20 protein-coding genes are annotated in these 21,666 nt (G+C 65.6%); 6 read left to right on the top strand and 14 right to left on the bottom strand.

Features of this window, described 5'->3' with window-relative positions; all coding sequences use genetic code 11:
- Positions 1 to 20: 20 nt before the first annotated feature.
- From urtA to ACZIYR_RS08230, 9 genes are all read right to left on the bottom strand, one after another.
- On the bottom strand, positions 21 to 1,364 hold the full coding sequence (gene urtA / locus ACZIYR_RS08270) for an urea ABC transporter substrate-binding protein (RefSeq protein ID WP_483528862.1): 1,344 nt from the start codon (positions 1,362 to 1,364) through the stop codon (positions 21 to 23).
- A gap of 535 nt (positions 1,365 to 1,899) precedes the next feature.
- Positions 1,900 to 3,396 carry a tripartite tricarboxylate transporter permease gene (locus ACZIYR_RS08265; RefSeq protein WP_483528861.1) on the bottom strand — a complete coding sequence of 499 codons (1,497 nt, stop codon included), beginning with the start codon at positions 3,394 to 3,396 and terminating at the stop codon, positions 1,900 to 1,902.
- A gap of 40 nt (positions 3,397 to 3,436) precedes the next feature.
- On the bottom strand, positions 3,437 to 3,919 hold the full coding sequence (locus ACZIYR_RS08260; RefSeq protein WP_483528860.1) for a tripartite tricarboxylate transporter TctB family protein: 483 nt from the start codon (positions 3,917 to 3,919) through the stop codon (positions 3,437 to 3,439).
- Between the two features lie 125 nt (positions 3,920 to 4,044).
- A complete protein-coding gene (locus tag ACZIYR_RS08255) occupies positions 4,045 to 5,046 on the bottom strand; it encodes a Bug family tripartite tricarboxylate transporter substrate binding protein (protein WP_483528859.1) in 1,002 nt (333 codons plus the stop codon).
- Between the two features lie 165 nt (positions 5,047 to 5,211).
- The gene (locus ACZIYR_RS08250; RefSeq protein ID WP_473033311.1) at positions 5,212 to 5,943 is read right to left on the bottom strand and encodes a response regulator; all 732 of its coding nucleotides are present in this window, start codon (positions 5,941 to 5,943) and stop codon (positions 5,212 to 5,214) included.
- Entirely contained in the window at positions 5,940 to 7,664 is a 1,725-nt protein-coding gene (locus ACZIYR_RS08245; protein ID WP_483528858.1) for an ATP-binding protein, read from the bottom strand. The genes ACZIYR_RS08250 and ACZIYR_RS08245 overlap by 4 nt, the downstream gene beginning before the upstream one ends.
- Positions 7,665 to 7,845: 181 nt before the next feature.
- On the bottom strand, positions 7,846 to 9,306 hold the full coding sequence (locus ACZIYR_RS08240; protein WP_473033310.1) for a sodium-dependent transporter: 1,461 nt from the start codon (positions 9,304 to 9,306) through the stop codon (positions 7,846 to 7,848).
- Between the two features lie 158 nt (positions 9,307 to 9,464).
- A complete protein-coding gene (hppD, locus tag ACZIYR_RS08235) occupies positions 9,465 to 10,574 on the bottom strand; it encodes a 4-hydroxyphenylpyruvate dioxygenase (RefSeq protein WP_483528857.1) in 1,110 nt (369 codons plus the stop codon).
- Positions 10,575 to 10,822: 248 nt separating this feature from the next.
- A complete protein-coding gene (locus ACZIYR_RS08230; RefSeq protein ID WP_483528856.1) occupies positions 10,823 to 11,383 on the bottom strand; it encodes a LysE/ArgO family amino acid transporter in 561 nt (186 codons plus the stop codon).
- Between the two features lie 142 nt (positions 11,384 to 11,525).
- On the opposite strand from ACZIYR_RS08230, the gene ACZIYR_RS08225 reads away from it, so the two are divergent.
- Positions 11,526 to 12,476, top strand: coding sequence for a LysR family transcriptional regulator ArgP (locus ACZIYR_RS08225; RefSeq protein ID WP_483528855.1), 951 nt, complete (start codon positions 11,526 to 11,528; stop codon positions 12,474 to 12,476).
- Here the strand turns inward: ACZIYR_RS08225 and ACZIYR_RS08220 are convergent.
- From ACZIYR_RS08220 to ACZIYR_RS08210, 3 genes are all read right to left on the bottom strand, one after another.
- Positions 12,468 to 12,770, bottom strand: a complete 303-nt coding sequence (locus tag ACZIYR_RS08220) for an MTH1187 family thiamine-binding protein (RefSeq protein ID WP_483528854.1) — start codon at positions 12,768 to 12,770, stop codon at positions 12,468 to 12,470. The genes ACZIYR_RS08225 and ACZIYR_RS08220 overlap by 9 nt on opposite strands.
- Positions 12,771 to 13,001: 231 nt before the next feature.
- Positions 13,002 to 13,649 (bottom strand): dienelactone hydrolase family protein, encoded by a 648-nt coding sequence (locus ACZIYR_RS08215; protein ID WP_483528853.1) that lies wholly within the window; start codon positions 13,647 to 13,649, stop codon positions 13,002 to 13,004.
- Between the two features lie 73 nt (positions 13,650 to 13,722).
- Positions 13,723 to 14,295 (bottom strand): endonuclease dU, encoded by a 573-nt coding sequence (locus ACZIYR_RS08210; RefSeq protein WP_483528852.1) that lies wholly within the window; start codon positions 14,293 to 14,295, stop codon positions 13,723 to 13,725.
- Between the two features lie 31 nt (positions 14,296 to 14,326).
- On the opposite strand from ACZIYR_RS08210, the gene ACZIYR_RS08205 reads away from it, so the two are divergent.
- Positions 14,327 to 16,333: a RecQ family ATP-dependent DNA helicase gene (locus ACZIYR_RS08205; RefSeq protein WP_473033303.1), complete on the top strand. Its 2,007-nt coding sequence runs from the start codon at positions 14,327 to 14,329 to the stop codon at positions 16,331 to 16,333.
- Here the strand turns inward: ACZIYR_RS08205 and ACZIYR_RS08200 are convergent.
- Positions 16,300 to 17,868: a sigma-54-dependent transcriptional regulator gene (locus tag ACZIYR_RS08200; protein WP_483528851.1), complete on the bottom strand. Its 1,569-nt coding sequence runs from the start codon at positions 17,866 to 17,868 to the stop codon at positions 16,300 to 16,302. The genes ACZIYR_RS08205 and ACZIYR_RS08200 overlap by 34 nt on opposite strands.
- A gap of 305 nt (positions 17,869 to 18,173) precedes the next feature.
- Between ACZIYR_RS08200 and phhA the strand changes: the two genes are divergently transcribed.
- The 3 genes from phhA to ACZIYR_RS08185 all read left to right on the top strand — a co-directional run bounded on the left by phhA (position 18,174) and on the right by ACZIYR_RS08185 (position 19,912).
- Complete coding sequence (gene phhA / locus ACZIYR_RS08195; RefSeq protein ID WP_483528850.1) at positions 18,174 to 19,010, top strand: phenylalanine 4-monooxygenase; 837 nt, start codon at positions 18,174 to 18,176, stop codon at positions 19,008 to 19,010.
- 50 nt (positions 19,011 to 19,060) lie between these two features.
- Positions 19,061 to 19,399: a 4a-hydroxytetrahydrobiopterin dehydratase gene (locus tag ACZIYR_RS08190; protein ID WP_483528849.1), complete on the top strand. Its 339-nt coding sequence runs from the start codon at positions 19,061 to 19,063 to the stop codon at positions 19,397 to 19,399.
- 234 nt (positions 19,400 to 19,633) lie between these two features.
- Entirely contained in the window at positions 19,634 to 19,912 is a 279-nt protein-coding gene (locus tag ACZIYR_RS08185; RefSeq protein WP_473033300.1) for a ComEA family DNA-binding protein, read from the top strand.
- Between the two features lie 84 nt (positions 19,913 to 19,996).
- On the opposite strand, the gene ACZIYR_RS08180 is transcribed toward ACZIYR_RS08185, so the two are convergent.
- Entirely contained in the window at positions 19,997 to 20,758 is a 762-nt protein-coding gene (locus tag ACZIYR_RS08180; RefSeq protein ID WP_473033299.1) for an SDR family oxidoreductase, read from the bottom strand.
- 235 nt (positions 20,759 to 20,993) lie between these two features.
- Here ACZIYR_RS08180 and ACZIYR_RS08175 point away from each other — a divergent pair, with 235 nt between their 5' ends.
- The gene (locus ACZIYR_RS08175) at positions 20,994 to 21,503 is read left to right on the top strand and encodes an FxsA family protein (RefSeq protein ID WP_473033298.1); all 510 of its coding nucleotides are present in this window, start codon (positions 20,994 to 20,996) and stop codon (positions 21,501 to 21,503) included.
- Positions 21,504 to 21,666 lie beyond the last annotated feature (163 nt).

Genomic DNA, 21,666 nt, shown 5'->3' with positions numbered 1-21,666 from the left:
TGCGACGCCGGGAGCGGGGGTTACTCGGCGAGGGCGGCTTCGGCCTCCTCGGCGGCGGTGCTGCCGCCGCAGCGCCCGGTGGCGACATTGAAGTTGCCGCAGCGCATCGGGGCGCGCCAGTCGGCAATCAGGTCACGCGAGCCCGGCAGGTAGTCGGACCAGGCGTCGCCGGCCACGGTGGAGGGCGTTTGCCACACCACGTCGAACTGGCCGTTGTCCTGGATTTCACCGATCAGCACCGGCTTGGTGATGTGGTGGTTGGGCATCATCGCTGCATAGCCGCCGGTGAGGTTGGGTACCGTCACGCCGATAATGGCGTCCTTGATAGCGTCCACATCGGTGGTGCCGGCCTTGCGCACTGCTTCGGCCCACATGTTGAAGCCAATGTAGTGGGCCTCCATCGGGTCGTTGGTGACCGCCTCTTCGTCGCCGATCCACTCGATCCAGGCGTCGATGAAGTCGTAGTTGACGTCAGTATCGACGCTCATGAAGTAGTTCCAGGCAGCCAGGTGACCGACCAGCGGGGCGGTGTCGATACCCGTGAGCTCCTGCTCGCCCACCGAGAAGGCGACCACCGGGATATCGGCGGCATCAACGCCCTGGTTGGCCAGCTCGCTATAGAAGGGTACGTTGGCATCGCCGTTGATGGTGGAGACCACCGCGGTCTTCTTCCCTTCGCTGCCAAAGCGGCGGATGTCCGAGACGATGTTCTGCCAGTCGGAGTGCCCGAAGGGGGTGTAGTTGACCATGATGTCCTCGTCGGCCACCCCGAACTCATCCTTGAGATAGGCCTCGAGGATGCGGTTGGTGGTACGCGGGAACACATAGTCGGTGCCCGCCAGCACCCAACGCTCGACACCCACCTGGTCATGCAGATAGTTGACTGCGGGAATCGACTGCTGGTTGGGCGCCGCGCCGGTGTAGAAGACGTTCTCGGAGGATTCCTCCCCCTCATACTGCACCGGATAGAAGAGCAGGCCGTTAAGCTCCTCGAACACCGGCAACACCGCCTTCCGCGACACCGATGTCCAGTTGCCGAAGACCACGTCGACGTCGTGCTGGGCGAGGAGCTCGCGGGCTCGCTCGGCGAACAGCGGCCAGTTGGAGGCCGGATCGACCACCACCGCCTCGAGCGGACGCCCCAGCAGACCGCCTTGCTCGTTCTGCTGTGCGATCAGCATCTCGACGGTGTCCTTGAGCACCGTCTCGCTGATCGCCATCGTGCCCGAGAGCGAGTGCAGAATGCCCACCTTGATGGGGTCATCATCGGCGAGGGCCTGGCCGCTGGCGCCCAGCAGGGACGTGGTGAGCAGCGCCGTGGCGAGGGGGCGCAGCCGCAGGGTCTTGGATCGGGATGCGTTCACATGAATCTCCTTGCGTCTTCTTGTGGGAAGGACTCATTGGCTTGGCATGGCACCGCGCCAAGGTCAGGGTGCGAGTGTCAGCCATCAGCTTTTGCAAGAGGCAAGCCATCCCGGCCGCATCCCGGTTTACCTACTTATTTTCATACACTTAGAAAACCTCACCGGCGACCACCCGGGGCCACCGCACCGCCAGCGTGCAGGGTTCCCGACCACCCGCGTGCACTCTGCAACAGCCTGCACTGCCATCTCGCACCACCAGGGTGCAGGCTGGCGCATCGGGCAAGAGCGGTGGAGCCCAAACGACGGCGGGGATGCCGATCTCTCGGCATCCCCGCTGTCATCGGGTATCGTCCAGGGCCTACTCGCCTCCCCTAGGAGCCTGTCGGGTTTGACCGATCGTTGCGAGGAACACGGATTTCGAGACAAGTTTATCGATCTGATGAGGCGAATAGCGCGCTATTTAACGAATCAGATCGAATGAAATTGGCCGAAAGCTCGGGTTTCGCAGCAGATCAGCGTTAAGTCCGACAGGCTCCTAGCCGCTTCTGGTACGCAGCTTGCTCAGCAGCGGCTTGATCAGCGGGAGGATCAGCGACAGGGCCGCAATGATCAGCAGCCACATGGAGATCGGCTTGTCGATGAACACCATCCAGTCGCCGCCGGAGATCTGCAGGGCCCGGCGCATGGACTCCTCCATGATCGCCCCCAGGATCAGCGCCAGGATCAGCGGCGCCGCCGGGAAGCCGAACAGCCGCATCCCCAGGCCCAGCAGGCCGAAGCCCAGCAGATAGACCAGGTCGATGACGCTGAACCCCATGCCATAGACGCCGACCATGCAGAAGATCAGGATCAGCGACAGCAGAAGGGGCCGCGGCATCTCCAGAATCTTGGCGATGTAGGGAATCAGCGGCAGGTTGAGCACCAGCAGCATGATATTGCCGATGTACATGCTGGCAATCACACCCCAGAAGACATCGGGACGATCGGCCAGCATCGCCGGACCGGGGGTGATCCCCATCACCAGCAGCGCCCCCAGCAGCACCGCCGTGGTACCGGAACCGGGCACGCCCAGCGTCAGCAACGGCACGAAGGAGCCGGTACAGGCGGCGTTGTTGGCCGCTTCGGGTGCCGCCACGCCCTTGATATTGCCCTTACCGAAGCTGTCACCGTCCTTGGCGATGCGTTTCTCCATGCTGTAGCCGAGAAAGGAGCCGATAGTGGCGCCGGCACCGGGCAACACGCCGGTAAAGAAGCCCAGCACCGAGCTGCGGCCAATGGGGCCGGCGATGTCTCCCGCCTCCTGGCGCGACAGCTTGAGTGAGCCAATGGCGTTACGCGGTGGCTCCTTGCTGCCACCGCGCAGCAGGATGTAGAAGACCTCGGCCAGGGCGAAGATCCCCAGCGCTACCACCAGGAAGTCGATGCCGTCGAGCAGGTGGGTGGTGCCGAAGGCGAAGCGCACGGTGCCGGTCTGCAGGTCGATGCCGATGATCGAGATCATCACCCCCACCACGGCGGCGATCAGGCCCTTGACCAGCGACTTGTCGGAAAGCGACACCACCGCGGTCAGGCCCAGCACCATCAGGGCGAAGTATTCGGTGGGACCGAAGGCCACGGCAACGCGGGAGAGCAGCGGCGCCACCAGCATCAGAAAGACGATGGAGATGGTGCCACCGATGAAGGAGGCATAGGCGGCGATGGCCAGGGCCTTGCCGGCCATGCCCTGCTTGGCCATGGGGTAGCCGTCGAAGGAGGTGGCCACCGTACCGGCCACCCCGGGGGCGTTGAGCAGGATCGAGGAGCTGGAGCCGCCGAAGATGGCGCCATAGTAGACGCCGGCCATCAGGATCAGCCCCGATGAGGGCTCCATGGCGAAGGTCACCGGAATCATCAGTGCCAGGGCGCTGATCGGTCCCAGGCCCGGCAACATGCCGATGATGGTGCCGGCGAAGACGCCGCCGAAGACATAGGCGATATTCATGGGCTCCAGCGCGATGCCGAAGCCATACATCAGATTGTTGAACGCTTCCATGAGCAGATTCTCTCTCGCTGGCCGATCCGGTCTGGGGCCATCAGATCGGCAGGATGCCCGTGGGCAGGTAGACGTCCATGATGCGTGTCATGGTCAGATAGAGGGCGAGCACCACGCCAAGCGAGGTCGCCAGATTCACGCCATGTCGCCGATAGCCGTAATACCAGGCAAGCCCGAAGGCGAGCACGCTCGAAGCCACCACGAAGCCAACCGGGACCATCAGCAGGGCGTAGGCGATGATCGCCAGCGATGTGATCACCACCCGCGACCAGGGTCGCAGCAACAGAGGCTGTGCCATGGCCTGCGGATCGGGCTGGTCGGGAATGTCCTGGGCCTGGGGCGTTTCCAGGAACAGCAGTCCCGCCAGCAGCAACAGCGTGAACCCCAGCACCTTGGGAAAGAGATCGGAATCGATAGGCCGCGGCAGCGGAAACGTCGGGATCTGGAAGGCCACCACCAGATACCCGATCGCGAACAGCGCGATGATCAGAGCCAGGCACTGATTGACGTTGAGTCGTTTCATGTCAGTCCACCCCGAGCCGACGACAGGGCAGCGCCCTGCGGCTCAAGTGTCTTGGTCAGGAAGGGCACGAGCCCCGGGCCAGGCCGGGACTCACGCGGATCATGCGGGCAGCGCTCGCACTGGCCTTACTGGCCGATCAGGCCAAGCTCGGTCAGCACCTCGCTGAACTGGGCCTGCTGCTCGTCCAGAAAGACGCCGAATGCCTCGCTGTCCTGATAGGCATCCAGCCAGCCCAGCTGGTCGCGCGCCTGCTGCCAGCCGTCGGTCTCAAGCATCTCGGCAAACAGCGCCTCGTAGTAGGCGACAGCCTCGGCGGGCATGTCAGGCGCCCCCATGACGCCGCGCCAGATGTCGAAGGTGTAGTCGATGCCCTGCTCCTGATAGGTAGGAATATCGGCCAGCACACCGCCCAGCCGCTCGGGCGAAGAAACGCCCAGAGCGCGCAGCTCGCTGCCCTCGCCGAGCTGGCCGGAGGCCTCACCAGCGCCGGTGATCACCGCCTCGACGTGGCCGCCCATCAGGTTGGTCATGGCCTCGCCGCCGCCCGAGAAGGGAATGTAGTTGACCCCGGCGGCATCGAGGCCGGCGGCCGAGGCCAGGCCGGCGATGGAGATATGGTCCATGGAGCCCGGCGCGCTGCCGCCGCCGATGCTCAACTGCGGATTGGCCTCGACGGCGGCGAACAGCGCGTTGAGATCCGCATACTCGGCGTCATCGCGCACCAGCACGATGGAGTAGTCGGTGATCAGCCGTGCCACCGGGGTGAAATCGTTGTGGTCAAAGCGCGAGGCGCCGGCCAGCGGCACCAGGATCATCGGCGGACTGGTGGCGAAGAGCTTGTGCGGGTTGCCGCTGTCGCGAGCGATCTGCGCCCAGGCCACGGCACCGCCGCCGCCGGGCACGTTGATGGCGGCAAAGTTCTGGTCGGCCAGGCCCTCCTCCTGAATGACCCGCGAGGTGGTGCGCACTAGGGTGTCCCAGCCGCCGCCGGGATTGGCGGGGGCAATGAACTCGATGGAGCGGCTCGGGGTCCAGTCCTCGGCCTGAGCGACCGAGCTCATCCCCACCGCAGCGGTCAACGGCAGGGCAATGGCGGTCAATCTCACGAGGGAATACTTGGCAGTCATGGCGTTCTCCGGGATTCGGTCTGTTATTGTGTGATCGCACTGAGGCGTACCACCCGAACGTTAGGAGAGTGCCCTACCCTGCAACAAGCTTCTGAACATAAAGGATAAAAAGAGCGTTATGGGCATTTTGCGCATTGTGTCCACGACCGCGACCCAGCGACGCGCTCAGCCCTCCTCGCACCATGGTGCCGGGTCCCCAACGAGGCGGTAGCGGCGCTCGGGCCGTCCCACGTCACCGTAGCCCAGCTCGGCGGCCACCACCTGCACCGAAACGAGAAACTCCAGGTAGCGCCGGGCCGTGGAGCGGCTGGCCCCCATGGCTCGCGCGACCTCCATGGCCGCCAACGGCTCCTCGGCGTGCTTCAGGGCATCGATCACCGAGCGCAGCGTCAACCGGTCGATGCCTTTGGGCAGCTGTCGGGCCCCGCTCCCCGAGGCGCCATCGGGCCGCAGCCGGGCCAGGGCGCGGTCGAGCTCCTCCTGACTCATCTCCTCCCGAGCCGACAGGGCAGCGCGCTCGCGGCGAAAGCGCGCCAGCATCTCGGTCATGCGCGCCTCCTCGGTGGGCTTGATCAGGTAGTCGAAGACCCCGCCGCGCAGCGCCTCCTGGATGGTGTCCACCTCCCGCGCTGCGGTGATCATGACGATATCCAGTCGACCGTGCTCGCGGCGCAGCTCCCACAGCAGCTCCAGCCCCTGAACATCGGGAATGTAAGCATCCAGCAGGACCAGCTGGATCTGCGGTGCGGCCTGCTGGAGTATCTCCCTGGCCTCGGCGGCACTCTTCGCGACCCCCACCACGCAGAAGCCAGGGGTGCGCTCGATGAAGGCGCGGTGAATGTCGGCAATGCGAAAATCGTCTTCGATGATCAGGATGCCGTAGTCAAGCTCGCTCATCTGCGCCCCTTGTCATGCATTTCCGGTGATCCGCGGCCCGACGCAGCGCCACGACACAGAGACTTGTCCAGCACCACCGTAAAGGCCGCCCCGCCGAGCTCGCTCTCCTCCAGGGTGATCGCTCCGCCGTGCTGGTGGCAGAGCCGGGACACCAGCGCCAGGCCGATGCCGCGATGCTTGCCCGGCTTGGTGGAATAGCCCTCCTGGAAGATCACCGCGGCCCGCTCAGGCGGCACACCGGGGCCGTTGTCCTCCACCTCGATGAGCAGCTGCTCGCCAAGGTCGGTGAAGAACAGTCTCACCCGCGGCGACGCCTGCCCCGAAGGCCGCCCCTGGGCGGCGGCATAGCAGGCATTGTCCAGCAGGTTGCCGATGACGGTCATCAGCACCTCCTGGCCCTGCTCGGTCAGGAGGCTCCCGAGCGAACTCTGGGCATCGATCTCCAGGCTCACGCCCAGCTCCCGCGCCCGGGTCAGCTTGCCGAGCAGGGTACCGCTGAGTACCGGGTCGGCCACATGCTCGCGCAGGAAGGTCATCTGCGCCTGAGCGCGCTCGCTCTCCTGGTGGATCAGGGCCAGGGCGTCATCGATCCGCTCGAGCTGCAGCAGCCCGGAGATGGTGTAGAGCTTGTTGGAGAACTCATGGGCCTGGGCACGCAGCATGTCGACATCGCGGCTGGCCTGGGTCAGCGCCTGGGAGAGCTCGACGATCTCACGCCGGCTTCGGAAGGTGGCCACCGCCCCCTCTATCTCGCCGACATGGCGAACCGGCACTCGATTGACCACCACCGGATGGTCCCCCAACCACATCTGCTGGTCGAACTGCTCCTCCCCCCGCTCCAGCACCTCCAGCAGTCGCGAATTGGGCACCACCTCCTGGATCGGCCGCCCCAGCACCTCGCGCGCCAGCGGCAGGCCCAGAAAACGACGCGCTTGCTGGTTGACCAGGGTGATCTGCCCATCCCGGTTGACCGCCAGGATTCCCTCGTGAATCGACTGCAGAATCGCTTCCTTCTCCATGGCCAGGCGCGCGATCTCATGGGGCTCGAGCCCCAGGATGACCTTCTTGAGATGGCGCGATAGCCCGAAGGCCCCGGCGAACCCCAGCACGATCATCAGGGCCACCAGCCACCAGCCGAGGCTGGTATGCTCGCCCACGTCCATGGCCACCCGGTCGAGCATGAAGCCCACCGACACGATGCCGATGATGTTGCCGTCGGCGTCTAAGACCGGGGTCTTGCCGCGTACCGCTTCGCCCAGCGAGCCCTCGGCCTCGGAGACGTAGGACTCCCCGTCGATCAGCGCCCGGTCGTTGTCGCCTCCCACCATGGGCAGGCCGAGGCGTTCCGGCAGCGGATGGGAGTAGCGCAGGCTCTCGGTGTTGCCCACCACCACGTAGCGGGCGCCGGTCTCGCGACGGATCCGCTCGGCGATGGGTTGGATGGTGGCGCTGGGGTCGGGGTCGTCGAAGGCGGCAACCAGCTCCGGGATACTGGCGACGCTGAGCGCCACCGCCAGGGCGCGCTGGCCCATCTGGTCGCCGATGATCTCGGCCTTGCGATGATTGAGATAGGCCCCCTGAGCCAGCAGCATGCCGGCCAGCAGCGCCCCCACCAGCAGCATGACCTGCAGGCGAAAGCTGCGCGTCAGCCAGCTGCGCCGGGCGCGGGTCCGGCGCCAACGCTGCAGGTCGGCTATGGATTCGATGCGACGGGATGACATGGCGTTGCTCGTACTGGTATTACGCACATTGTCGCATGCCAGACGCCCAGGGGCATCTGGCGATACCGCAGCACCGTGCCCCTCAGGCCAGCAAACGGACAGCCAAACGGCCGCAGGGTACCGAACGCTCGACCCCGCAGCCGTCAGAGTCGGGATGGCCGCGCTGACGACAGGCCGCGAATCAGCCCGCCAAGGCGCGCCGCAAACGCGGGCTGGCCATCTCTCCAATCAGGGTCACCGCCACCAGCAGCGCCACCAGCCAGGGCCAGTGGACGCCGAACTCGACCCGCGCGATGCCCAGGGCATCGACGAAGATCACCAGGATGCCCAGCGGACTGACATAGCGCACCATGAACAGCCACAGCGCATGGCCACGCGCCGACAGGCCCAGCTCGTCGCGGAAGATGTCGCTCTTGAGCACGAAGCCGGCCAGCAGCACCATGCCCAGGCCACCCAGCGGCATCATCCAGCGCGAGGTCAGGTAATCGAGCCAGTCGAAGAAGTGGCGTCCGGCGAGCGTCCAGTCGGCACCCAGATTGAACGACAGCATGGCCAGCGTGCTCACCAGCCACAGCACGATACCGGTACCCCAGGCGGCGGTGCGTCGACTGATGCCCTTGTTGTCGGTCAACCAAGAAATCGTGGCCTCGACCATGGAGATCGACGAGGTCAACGCCGCCATGGAGAGCATCACGAAGAACAGGATGCCAAACAGCGTGCCCAGCGGCATCGACTGAAAGGCCAACGGCAGGCTCATGAAGATCAGCCCCGGCCCCTCCCCCGGATTCATGCCATTGGCAAAGATGATCGGGAAGATTGCCAGCCCCGCCATCAACGCCACCAGGGTGTCCGCCACGGCCACGCTGAAGGTGGTGCGTACGATGGAGGTGCGGGCCGGGAGATAGCTGCCATAGGTGAGAATGGCCCCAGAGGCCAGCGACAAGGTAAAGAAGGCGTGACCCAGGGCGGCGAGCATGCCATCGCTGGTCAGGCTGCCGGCATCGAAGGCGAACAAAAAGCGCCATGCCTCGCCGAAGCCTCCCGAAAAGGCGCCATAGCCGATCAGGATCAGCAGCATCACGACCATGCCCGGCATCATCCAGCTGACGCTTCTCTCGATACCGGCCTGGACGCCCTTGCCGACGATCAGCATGGTCGCCACCACCACCAGCGTGCTCCAGAAGCCCAGGTTCAGGGGGTTTTCGTTGTTGGCAACGAAGATTCCCACCATGTCATCGGCCCCCGCCCCTGCGAAGACGCCGGTGAGCATCTTCCACAGGTAGGCGAATGACCAGCCTGCCACTACCGCATAGAACGAGAGGATCATGAAGCCGGCCAGCATGGCTAGCCAGCCCAGCAGCGACCAGGCCGAGGAACGGCCGGACTCGGTCACGACTCGGCGCACCGCATCGATGGGGCTGCCGCGTCCTCGCCGCCCAAAGGCGATCTCGGTCATCATCACCGGCACGCCGACCGCCAGGATGCAGGCCAGATAGACCAGCACGAAGGCACCGCCGCCGTGTTCACCGGTGATATAGGGAAACTTCCAGATATTGCCCAGACCGACGGCGGAACCCGTCGCGGCCAGAACGAAGCCCCAGCGACCCAGCCACTGGGCGCGGGGTTGTTGCGTATCACTCATCTTGTCACCAGGGGTCGTTGTTATACGCCAACGCAGCAATATGCACGGCCATGAGCCGGAATTGCAACGTCATCTTTTGTCATTATGGAAGTACAAGAGATATATGACTGGCTAGAAAAAGCTCCCGACCTGGAAAAGGGCGGGAGCCATGCCGGCACTCAGTCGTCCTTGAGCACGCCGCGGCGGATCTGATCTTCCTCGATGGATTCGAACAGCGCCTTGAAGTTGCCCTCGCCGAAGCCGTCGTTGCCTTTGCGTTGGATGATCTCGAAGAAGATCGGCCCGATCACCGTCTCGGTGAATATCTGCAGCAGCACCCCCTCGTCGGGACCGCCGTCGATCAGCAGGCTCAGCTCGCGCAGATCCTCGACGTTTTCCTCATGGTTGGGCACCCGGGCATCGACCTTCTCGTAGTAGGCATCCGGCGTGGTGAGGAAGGTCACGCCGTTGGCGCGCAGCGCCCGCACGGTGGCGTAGATGTCGTCGGTGGCCATGGCCAGGTGCTGGATGCCCTCGCCGTTGTACTCGCGCAGGAACTCGGCGATCTGGGAGCTATCGTCGGCGGACTCGTTGATGGGGATGTGCATCTTGCCGCAGGGAGCGGTCATCGCCCGGGAGAGAAGGCCGGTTTTCTTGCCCTTGATGTCGAAGTAGCGGTTCTCGCGGAAATTGGCGATGTCGGTATAGAAATCGGCCCAGACATCCATCTGGCCGCGGTCGACGTTGTGGGTCAGGTGGTCGAGGACCTGGAGGCCCACGCTATTGTCATTGGGCGAACGGCCGGGAATCGCCTCGAAGTCGATGTCGTAGATGGTGCGCCCCTGGCTGTCGACCTGATTGTCGACGAAGTAGAGCAGCGAGCCGCCGATGCCGCGCACGGCCGGGATACCCACCTCGCCGGGACCGACCGGATTGTCGACGGGCTCAGCGCCTTGGGCCAGGGCGTACTCGAAGGCCTGCCTGGCGTCCGCGACCTTCCACGCCATGGCGCAGGCGCTGGGACCATGCACCTTGGCGAACTCGGCAGCGTGGCTGTCGGGCTCGGCATTGAGCACGAAGTTGACGCCCTCCTGCTGGAACAGGAACACCTGCTTGGAGCGGTGCTTGCGGGTTTCGGTGAAGCCCATGCGGTTGAATAGCGCCCGCAGCGCCTCGATGCCCGAGGCGTCAGGCGCGCTGTACTCGACGAACTCGAAGCCATCGGTACCGATGGGATTGGACGTGGAGATGGGCTCGACGGAGTGAGCGGTCTGGGCGTGTGCGTTCATGAAACCTCCAGGGGATGGTCGGGCTGTTGTTGTGTAGTACTGCAATGGCACCGACACGATGCCAATTCGTGCTTCCAGATTAGTGCCCGCGCCGCACCGTCGAAACGCCCTGACCTCCTGCTCGCCGGACGCTAACTGCCTCCTTGCCCGCCCCTCTTGTCAGGAAAAATTTACACCGCTGCGAAGCCCATTCGCTCATGCCTTAATGTGTTTCATTTTCCTGACACACCGTAAAGATATTGTTACGACTAGGGCATCATGGCCCCACTCGCCAGCCGCCATGCCACCCAGGCCAGAATGATTCCGATGACCAGATCGATGGCGACCCACACCCGAGGATTCGCCAGCCGCGGCGCCAGCCAGCCAGCTGCCCCCGCCAACCCAAAGAACCAGCCGAACGAGGCCATGGCGGCCCCCAGAAAGAATCCCGAGGGACTCGGCTGCACCGCCCCAATGGCGCCAAGCAGCACCACGGTTTCCAGATAAACCTGGGGGTTGAGCAGCGTCACCGCCAGCGTTGCCGCCAGCGCCGCCCGCCACGATGACATACCGCCCTTTCCAGCAGTGAGCGCCTGGCCCGCCAGCACACGCCGAAACGCCAGCCACGCCTGCCACCCCAGAAAGGCGGCCCCGGCCCAACGTGCTACCTCCATAAGCGCTTCCTGCTGGGCAATGAGCACCCCCAGTCCCAACACTCCGATGCCTACCAGCAGCCAATCGCACAGGGCGCAAACACCGGCAACCAGCCAGGCATGCTGGCGGCGCAGGCTCTGCTGCAGCACGAAGGCATTCTGTGCGCCAATGGCCACGATCAATCCAGCGCAAATCAGTATTCCATTGAGCCATGACGACCACATGATCCGTTCCTCCTGGCAAGTCGATGGCGCCAAGGCTAAGTTGGCGATATAAATTAGTGAAATGAATATAGGCACTAGGAGATTAGAAAAATCGATGCTCGACTATAAACTGCTCGAGGCACTGGTCGCCGTGATCGATCAAGCCGGTTTTGAACGCGGGGCACGGCATCTGGGCCTAACGCAGTCGGCAGTGTCGCAGCGCATCAAGCTGCTCGAGGCACGCCTAGGGCAGCCAGTACTGGTGCGTAGCCCACGCCTCGCCCCAACTGCTTTGGGTCGCAGGCTACTCAACCATGCCCAGCAGGTGCAGCTGCTGGAGAGCGACCTGCTCGGCGAGGTGCCGGCACTCGGTAGTGGTGAACAACGCCTGCGCCTAGCGATCAACGCTGACAGCCTGGCCACCTGGTGGCCGGAGGCCATCGGCCGCTTCTGCGAGCAACACGAGGCGTTGTTCGAGCTGGTGGTGGAGGATCAGGAGGTGGCCCTCAAGCGCATGCGTGACGGCGACGTGGCGGGCTGTATCTGCGACTCCCCCACGCCGGTTCAAGGCGCGCGCAGCCATGCACTGGGCAGCATGCGCTACCTGGCACTGGCCAGTCCCGCTTTTGTGGCCCGCTACTTTGCCGAGGGCGTGACCCCAGAAGCGCTGCGCCGAGCACCAGCCATCGTGTTCGGCCCCGACGACCGCCTGCAGCATCGCTACCTGGCCATGCACGGGGTGGAGCCGCCCTTCCCCCACCATCTTTGCCCCTCCTCGGAAGGCTTCGTTGGCCTGGCACTGGCCGGACTCGGCTACGGTATGGTGCCCGAGCGCCAGGCTAAGCGAGAATTGGCCGAGGGACGTCTGGAGGCGATTGATGCCAGACCGCACCTGGCCGATGGCCGCCTGGTCAACCTCTCGCCAGGCTACGCGATCGACGTACCGCTATACTGGCACCACTGGCGTCAGGGCGGCAGAATCCTCGACGCTCTCACCCAGCACCTGCTAAGTCTCGGCGACGCCTGGCTGATGCCACTGCCCGAAGAGAGCCAGGGCTCAGCTTGATAGCTTGTGCTCCACGCTGGCGACCTTGTCCCCCATGGTCTGGTCGCGGTCGGTGCGGGTGCCGAGCTTGAGGGTGGTGGTGATCCGCGGTGCGCCCATCTCGTGCACCACTTCGTGACAGCGCTTGACCACCGCCATCACCTCATCCCAGGGGCCTTCGATATTGGTCCCGTAGGCATGCATATGGTGCTCGAGCCCGGAGTCCTGGATAACACGCTGGCAGGCCGCCACCTGGGCGGAGACCGACACCCCCACACCCAGGGGTACGACGCAGAGATCGATGATGACGTACATGAGACACCTCCTTCACTCAGGCCGAGCAGGGCCCGGCCGCTGATCCTCGCCGAGCTAAGAGCCTGTCGGACTTAACGCTGATCTGCTACGAAACCCGGGCTTTCGGCCAATTTCAGTCGATCTGATTCGTTAAATTGCGCGCTATTCGCCTCATCAGATCGATAAACTTGTCTCGAAATCCGTATTCCTCGCGACGATCGGCCAAATCCGACAGCCTCTAGTGGTGCCCCATCACAGGTGATCGAGAAGCCAGCGCGCGGCGAGGGCCTGGACCTCCTCGAGCTTACCGGGTTCCTCGAACAGGTGGGTAGCGCCGGGGACGATAACCAGTTCGCAGGGAGCCGACATGCCGGCCTTGGCCTGCTCGTTGAGCTCGATCACCGGGCCGTCACGGCCACCGACGATCAGCAGCGTCGGCGCCTTTACCGCCGCCAGGCAATTCCCGGCCAGGTCAGGCCGACCTCCCCGCGAGACCACCCCGCGCACCCGTTCCGGCCGCCGCGCGGCGGCGATCAAGGCTGCCGCCGCCCCGGTACTGGCACCGAACAGGCCGATAGCGAGCCCCCGGGTGACCGTCGCCGTCGCGACCCAATCCACGGCACCGGTCATGCGCTCCCCGATCAAGGGGATATCGAAACGCAGCGCCCGGGTACGCTCGTCGATGACGTTCTCCTCGGCGGTCAGGAGATCGAACAGCAGAGTGGCGAGCCCCTGTTCGCTGAGGTAGCGCGCCACCTGCCGATTGCGCGAACTAAAGCGGCTGCTGCCACTGCCATGAGCGAACACGACGATGCGCGTGGCCCCCTCTGGAACGATCAGCTCGCCCTCCAGGTCAACCCCACCAGCCTGCAGCTCGATGCTGCTACGGGATGCGGCCATGACGAGACTCCTCCTCTTGCTCAGTTCGTGCGGCATGGTATCGGGACATGCTGTCTGCAGTGTAGTCGCCCCATCAGGCCCGCCCCGAACTCTGGCCGGTCGCCATCCCCCCGGCGATCAGGTGGGCCACGCGCAGCGGTTCGGGGATGGTGCCGTGGCGCGCCGATGCCTGCAGGACGGCCAGCGCCTCCTCTCGGCTGAGCCCCACCCGCTGCACATAGACACCCCCCACCGGCTCCATCTCGCCCAGCCGCTCGACCAGCGCCCACTTGCGTGCACCGCCGGGAATGCCCTCGAGCAGTGCCCGGCGCATCGCCTCACGTCGGGGGGCACGCCGCGCCACCACCAGCACCGGCAGGCCGAGGTCGGCGGAGAGCCTCGGCACGTCGACCACGTTGAAGCCGGCCAGGGCGATGCCCTGGAGCAGCACCAGCTGCAGCTGAGCGGCAAACTTCGAGTCGCCGATCAGCCGCCTCAGCTCGCGGGTGCTGTTGGCCCCGTCGCGTCGCACCCGGCCCGACAGGACCCCCTCGAGACGATCGCCCGAGTAGACCGTCCCGACGATGGGCACGTCACCACGATAGTCGCGGGAGAAGGGAAAGTCGTCGACGCCGACAATATGCGAGAATCTTCGAAGTCGTCGCATGCTCACCATTCCGGCAAAGGAGTGCCCGCCCATGATCCAGCAAACGTTACAGCAGCGCTTCGGTTATGACGACTTCCGCCCTGGCCAGCGCCCGGTCATCGAAGCGGTGGTGGCGGGCCGTTCGGCCGCGGCAATCTTCCCCACCGGCTCCGGCAAGTCGCTGTGCTATCAGCTGCCGGCCCTGCATCTGCCCCACCTGACCCTGGTGATCTCACCGCTGCTGGCGCTGATGCAGGACCAGCTGGCCTTCCTGGCGCGCCACGGCATCGCCGCCGCCAGCATCGACTCGGGCCAGAGCCGCGAGCAGACGGCCGCGGTCATGGAGGGGGTCAAGCGCGGCGAGATTCGCATCCTGATGATCTCGGTGGAGCGGCTCAAGAACGAGCGCTTTCGCGCCTTCATCCGCCGGGTGCCAATCTCACTAATGGTAGTGGACGAGGCCCACTGCATCTCCGAGTGGGGGCACAACTTTCGCCCCGACTACCTCAAACTGCCGGGCTATCGCCATGACTTCGCGATTCCCCAGGTGCTGCTGCTCACCGCCACCGCCACGCCGAAGGTGATCGCCGACATGCGCGAGCGCTTCGCCATCGCCGAGGAGGACGTGACCGCCACCGGCTTCTACCGGCCCAACCTGGACCTCCAGGTCAGCCCGGTCGCTGCCGCCCAGCGGCCGCGCGCCCTGGTAGAGTGGCTGCGCCCCCGGCTCGGCGAGACGTCGGCCCGGCCCACCATCGTCTACGTCACCCTGCAACAGACCGCCGAGCGCCTGGCCGCCTACCTGGGCAAGGCGGGCCTGCCGGCGGTGGCCTACCATGCCGGCCTCGACGGCGAGCGGCGCGAGGCGATCCAGCGCGACTTCATGGCGGGCGAGACGCCCTGCATCGTCGCCACCATCGCCTTCGGCATGGGCATCGACAAGGCGGATATCCGCCAGGTGGTGCACTTCGACCTACCCAAGTCCATCGAGAACTACAGCCAGGAGATCGGCCGCGCCGGCCGCGACGGCCTCCGCTCGGAGTGCCTGATGCTGGCCGGGCGCGATCACCTCAATGTGCTGGAGAACTTCGTCTACGGCGATACCCCGGAGCACCACGCCATCCGCCGGGTCATCGACGCCATGCGGGAGGCCGTCGAGGAGGCACCGGGAAACCAGTGGGAGCTGATGCTGGGCAGCCTCTCCCAGCACAGCGATATCCGCCCGCTGCCGCTCAAGACCCTGCTGGTCCAGCTGGAGCTGGCCGGCATCATCGCCCCGCGCTATAGCTACTTCGCCGAGTACCGGTTCCGGCTGCACGAGGCGCCCGAGGCCCTGGTCGCCCGCTTCGAGGGCGAGCGGCACGCCTTCGTGCAGACGCTGCTCGACGCCGCCAGTCGGGCGCGCACCTGGTACAGCCTGGACTTTGCCGCCCTGGCCCGGCTCGGCGCCGAACGCGGCCTCAACGTCGAGCGCGCCCGGGTGCTCACCGCCCTGGACTATTTCGTCGAGAAGGGCTGGATGACCCTGGAGAGCAAGCAGATGACCGAGGTCTACGAGGTCCTGCAGCCGAGCGTCGACCCCGCCGCCCTTACCGACAGCCTGCATGCCTACTTCAAGGGGAAGGAGCAGGCCGAGATCGAGCGGCTGCACGCCATGCTGGCGCTGTTCGAGGCCGAGACCTGCCTCAGCCGCCGCCTGGCCGACTGGTTCGGCGATGCCCGGGCGCCCGCCCGCTGCGGCCACTGCTCCGCCTGCCGGGGCGAGGTGGCGCGTCTGCCCGGCAGCGATGCCCCGCCGCCGCCAGCGCCCCAGGCGCTGGCCGAGCTGTGCGACCCGCTGCTGCAGCAGCTTGCCGCCAGCGGCGACGACCGCCCGGTGACGCCCGACCTGCTGGCCCGCTTCCTGTGCGGGCTGACCAGTCCGCTGCTGACCCGCCTCAAGGCGAGGCGCCTGGCCGGCTTCGCCGCCCTGGAGGCCCATCGCTATGGCGAGGTGCGTAACCGGCTGGTTGACGCGGGCCTGGCTCAGCCCGAGGGCTCGTCGCCACCGATGCCGTGACGTTTGAGCTTGTTGGCGATGGTGGTGTGGGACACCCCCAGCCGCTTGGCCAGCTGGCGGCTCGACGGATGTTCAGGGTAGAGCGCGGTCAGCACCCGCCGCTCCACCTCGCCGAGGATCTCGGTCAGGCTGCCGTCCAGGTCGATACCGGCAAGACCTGGCGCACCCCCCACATCGGGAAGGCGCAAATGGCGCGGCTCGATGGCATCGCCCTCGCACAGCGACACCGCCTGGAACAGCACATTCTCCAGCTGACGCACATTGCCCGGCCAGTGATAGGCGGCGAGGCGCGCCAGCGCCGCCGCCGACAGCGCCGGCATGGCGCAGCCGATCTGGCGGGCGGCGCGGTCGATGAAGTGTTCGGCCAAGGACTCGATGCCGTCCAGGCAGTCACGCAGCGGCGGCACCTCCAGGGAGAGCACGTTGAGCCGATGGTAGAGGTCCTGGCGGAACTGCCCTGAGGCACACAGCGCCGGCAGGTCCTGTTGGGTGGCACAGATCACCCGCACGTCGAGATAGGTCTCCTCGTCGCTGCCCACTCGCCGAAAGCCCCCGTCCTGCAGGAAGCGCAGCAGCTTGACCTGCAGCCGGGGGCTCATCTCGCCCACTTCGTCGAGGAAGATGGTGCCCCCGGCGGTCAGCTCGAGCAGGCCCAGCTTGCCCTCGGGGCGCGCGCCCTCGAAGGCGCCCGGCGCATAGCCGAACAGTTCGGTCTCGGCCATGGACTCCGGCAGGCCGGCGCAGTTGAGCGCCATGAACGGCGCCTGGCCACGGTCGCTGGCCAGGTGGCACGCCCGCGCCAGCAGCTCCTTGCCGGTCCCGGTCTCGCCGTGGATCAACAGCGGCGCGTTCAGCGGGGCCATGCGCCGCGCTTCGCGAATCAGCGCCGCCAGCCGCGGGCTCGACTGGAAGATCGCCTCGAAGCCGCGCAGCTCCTGGCGCTGCACCTGGTAGATGCGCTCGCCGATGCGGTCGGCGCTGTGCAGGGTCACCACCGCGCCGGCCAGGGAGGCCACGTCGTCATGGTGCTCGCGGTGCAGCGGGGCGATATCGGCCAGGAAGACGGCGTCGCGCAGCTTGATGCGCAGGCCGTTGACCCGAGCATTGTTGCGACGCACCAGGGCCGGCAGGTCGATATCGGGCAGGCAGCGGTCCAGCGACAGGCCCGGCACCTCGTCGATGCGCACGCCGAGCAGCTGCCCCGCCGCGCGGTTGGCGGCCACCACGTGCCCCTCCATGTCGATGGACATCACCGGGTCGGAGAGCGACGAGAGCAGCGCATCGAGCTCCAGGTGGCGCCGCTCGCTGGGCATCAGCGTGACCCGGCGCACGCCGAATACCCCGGGCACCGCCTCGAGCACCGGCTTGAGCGTCGCCAGCTGGGCGTTGAGCAGGTTGGGCACATGCAGGTAGATGGCGTTACCGTGCTCCCCCCCTACCTCGCCGCGGGCCACGTTGAGGCCGTAGTCGACGAAGTGGGAGACGATATCGCGCAGGATGCCGATCCGGTTCTGGCAGTGGAACCTCAGTCTCATGGGGCCTCATTCCGATGGGCTGGCGGGACTTCTGGCGCCGGCGGACGAGACACCGCCGACGGCGAAAAGGGCGTCAATCTAGCGTGACTCAACTGTCAAGATAACGTGACAGCCGAGCCGCTACAATGCGCGACACGACGCCTCCGCCCCAGTTCGCCTTTGCCTCATCACACAACTGTCAATATTTCATGACACTCAATATCCGGCAAGCGCTCACCCGCAAGCCCTCTCCCCACCCTGGGCCAGCTCCCGCCCCCTAGACTCGAGACAGGCCACAACAACACACAATCGCCACGGGAGTGACCATGACGGCTTCGAACCCGCAGCTCAGCGACGTCGCCAGCAAGACCGGCTACCGCGCCCGCCTACCCGACGAGCACGGCCATATCGCCTGGCCGGCACAGGACAACGCCACCTGGCAGACACTGATGCAGCGCCAGCTAGGGGTCATCGAGGGGCGCGTCTGCCAGGAGTATCTGGATGGCCTGGAGCGCCTGGCGCTGCCCCATGACCGGGTGCCCCAGCTCGCCGATATCGACCGCGTGCTGCAGGCCACCACCGGCTGGCAGACCGCCCAGGTGCCGGCGCTGATTCCCTTCGACACCTTCTTTTCTCTGCTCGCCAGCCGGCGCTTTCCGGTCGCCACCTTCATTCGCGCCCCGGAGGAGCTGGACTACCTCAAGGAACCGGACATCTTTCATGAGATCTTCGGCCACTGTCCCATGCTCACCAATCCCGCCTTCGCCGAGTTCACCGCCACCTACGGGCGGCTGGGGCTGGATGCCACGCCCAAGGAGCGCGCCTACCTGGCACGCCTCTACTGGCTGACCGTGGAGTTCGGCCTGGTGGACACACCGGCGGGACGACGCATCTACGGCGGCGGCATCATCTCCTCGCCCAAGGAGACCCTGCACGCCCTCTCCGACGTGCCCGAGCACCTGCCCTTCGAGCCGCTGGAGGCGCTGCGCACCCCCTACCGCATCGACATCCTGCAGCCGCTCTACTACGTGCTTGACGATCTCGACACTCTGCACGACCTTGCGGGACAGGACATCATGAGCATGGTGCACCGGGCCATGGCGCTGGGGCTCCACGAGCCCCGCTTCGAGCCGGCCCCGAAGCGCGCTCAAGCAGGCGCTTGAGAATCGCGCGTTGCGCGAATCACTTTCCCCAAAGACGACAAGGAGACACCATGAGTCAGCTTTCCGAACAGCAATGTGAAGCGTGCAGCTGGGACGCCCCCCATGTGACGGACGAAGAGATCGAGACCTATCGACAGGACATTCCCGACTGGCAGATCGTCGAGCGCGACGGGGTCAAGCAGCTGGAGCGCGTCTTCAAATTCCGCAACTTCAAGCAGGCCCTGGATTTCACCAACCGGGTCGGCGACATCGCCGAAGAGGTGGGGCATCACCCCGCCCTGCTGACCGAGTGGGGCAAGGTCACCGTAACCTGGTGGTCCCATGAGATGAAGGGGCTGCACAAGAACGACTTCATCCTGGCGGCGCGCACCGACAAGGCCGCCGCCTGACCCTCCTACCGCAGCTCGCCACCCCAAAGGCCGCATTCACGCTGCTCAGTGAATGCGGCTTTTTTGATCCCCCCTCAGGGCCCTACAGCCTCCCAGGATCACGACCGACAGACCCCATCGGCTTTTTCTTACATAAAACGCCGGGCTCAGACGACGCCGACCTCGCCTTGCACCCGCTAGCTTGAAAGCGGACACCCGAGCGGTGTCGCCTTGCCGACAACATGGAGAGCGATCATGAAAGGAACGCTGAAGGGAGCATCACTGGGAATCGTCCTGAGCCTGCTGCTGGCCCTCTCGCCGCTGGCACTGGCCCAGCAGCTCGCCCCGATCAACGTCAACACCGCCGACGCCGAGCTGCTGGCGGAGCTGCCGGGGATCGGGCCCACCCGGGCCGAAGCGATCATCGAGGAGCGCGACGCCAACGGCGGCTTCGAAAGCGCCGACGACCTGACCCGGGTCAGCGGCATCGGCGAAGCCACCGTGGATGGCCTGCGCGACCAGGTGGAATTCTGACGCCACAGCGGCGTCGGTTGCACACAGTAGTCATGCCTCCGCCGACCGGCACCACGGCCGGCGGAGGCATCGCGACCTATTACCTCACAGGCGGAGCCCGCCGTCGCACTCGATCACCCGGCCCGTGAAGTAGGCGTTCTCGAAGATAAACGCTACGCTCGCGGCAATGTCATCGGGCGCCCCGAGGCGCTTGAGGGGCACCCCGGCGGTAAGCTTCTCGAGCATGTCCTCGCGCATCGAGGCGGTCATGTCCGTTTCGATGAACCCCGGCGCCACGGCCCCCACGCGAATCCCGTAGCGAGCCAGCTCCCGCGCCCAGGTGGTCGTCAGCGACACCACCGCGGCCTTGGCGGCGGCATAGTTGCTCTGCCCCATGTTACCGGCCCGGGAGATACTCGAGATATTGACGATCACCCCCTCCTTGCCGGCCTCGATCATCTGGCTGGCCGCCTCACGGCCGCACAGGAAGACACCGGTGAGGTTGACGTCGATCACCTGCTGCCACTGCTCGAGGGACATGGTCTTCTCGACCTTGCCGTCTCTGGCCTTGACCAGCAGCGCATCGCGCAGAATGCCGGCATTGTTGACCAGCCCGCTGACTGGCCCCAGCGACTCAGCCACATCGCTGAAAGTCTGCTTGACCGAGGCTTCGTCGGCGACGTTCACCACAAAGCCGCGGGACTCGATACCCTCACGATGCAGCGCCGAGACGGCCTGATCCAGCGCACCGCCGTCCATGTCCAGCAGGGCCAGACGAGCTCCCTGCTCGCCCAGGCGGCGCGCCATGGCATAACCGAGGCCGCGGGCCCCGCCGGTAATGGCAATCACGCTCTTGTCCAGTTTCATTTGTACTTCCCAGATGGTGTGAGGTGGGAGGGATGCCGGCTATAGCAGGCTTACATAGCCTATATTCGGCTGAAATCTCGATCATCTTGAGGCCCACCCTAGCATTTATTGTGCACTGCATCATCAGCGCACGACTCGCTCACCGTCCTTCTGCCTCGCCCCTCCCTCCCTCGCGCCTCTTGATTTTCGTGCCCTCGCCCCCATTCACAGCGGAATTGACTGTTCCGGAGCCACCATGCCCTTCCTGCTATTCGTCACCCTCTTTGCACTCCTCGACTTCGTCATCTTGTTTGCCGTGGGGGGCCAGATCGGCCTTTTGACCACCCTGCTGCTGGTCCTGGCCACCGGCTTCATCGGGCTCTACCTGATTCGCCTCGAAGGCACCGCAGCCCTGGCCCGCGCCCGCCTGCGACTGGACCGGGGCGAGCTACCGTCAAGCGAACTGTTGACCGGGGCCGCGTTGATCTTCGGCGGTGCACTGCTGCTGACCCCCGGTTTTCTCTCCGACACCCTAGGCTTGCTCTGCGTGATTCCCGGGGCACGCCGCGGGCTGGCCCGGCTGCTGGCCATGGCGCACCTCCGGGGCCGCGACAAGCCACACAGCCGCGGGCATGGCCCTGAGGATGGTTGGCAGCAAGCCAGCGGCAATCGCCATGACGGCGGCGAACAGCAGCAACACCACGACGGCAGCCAGCAACAACCGCTGGAAGGCGACTTTATCGGTCGAGACGAACACGGCCGCTGAGCCCAGCGGCGGCTAGCGACTCCCGTGGCAAAAAATTTTCCCCCTGCCCCTTGAAAGGGAATCGCTCGGCCCCATTTCACGCTCAGCAACAGGCTTCGGTGTCGGGCAGCCCCGGCACCTTCGACAAGGAAGGCGACTTCGCCTCCGCCTTCCCGCTCACGCG

The sequence above is a fragment of the Billgrantia sp. NRB1 genome (assembly GCF_056921725.1).
Note: the sequence above shows the minus strand (reverse complement) of the source record. Positions and strands in the feature narration are given on the sequence as shown.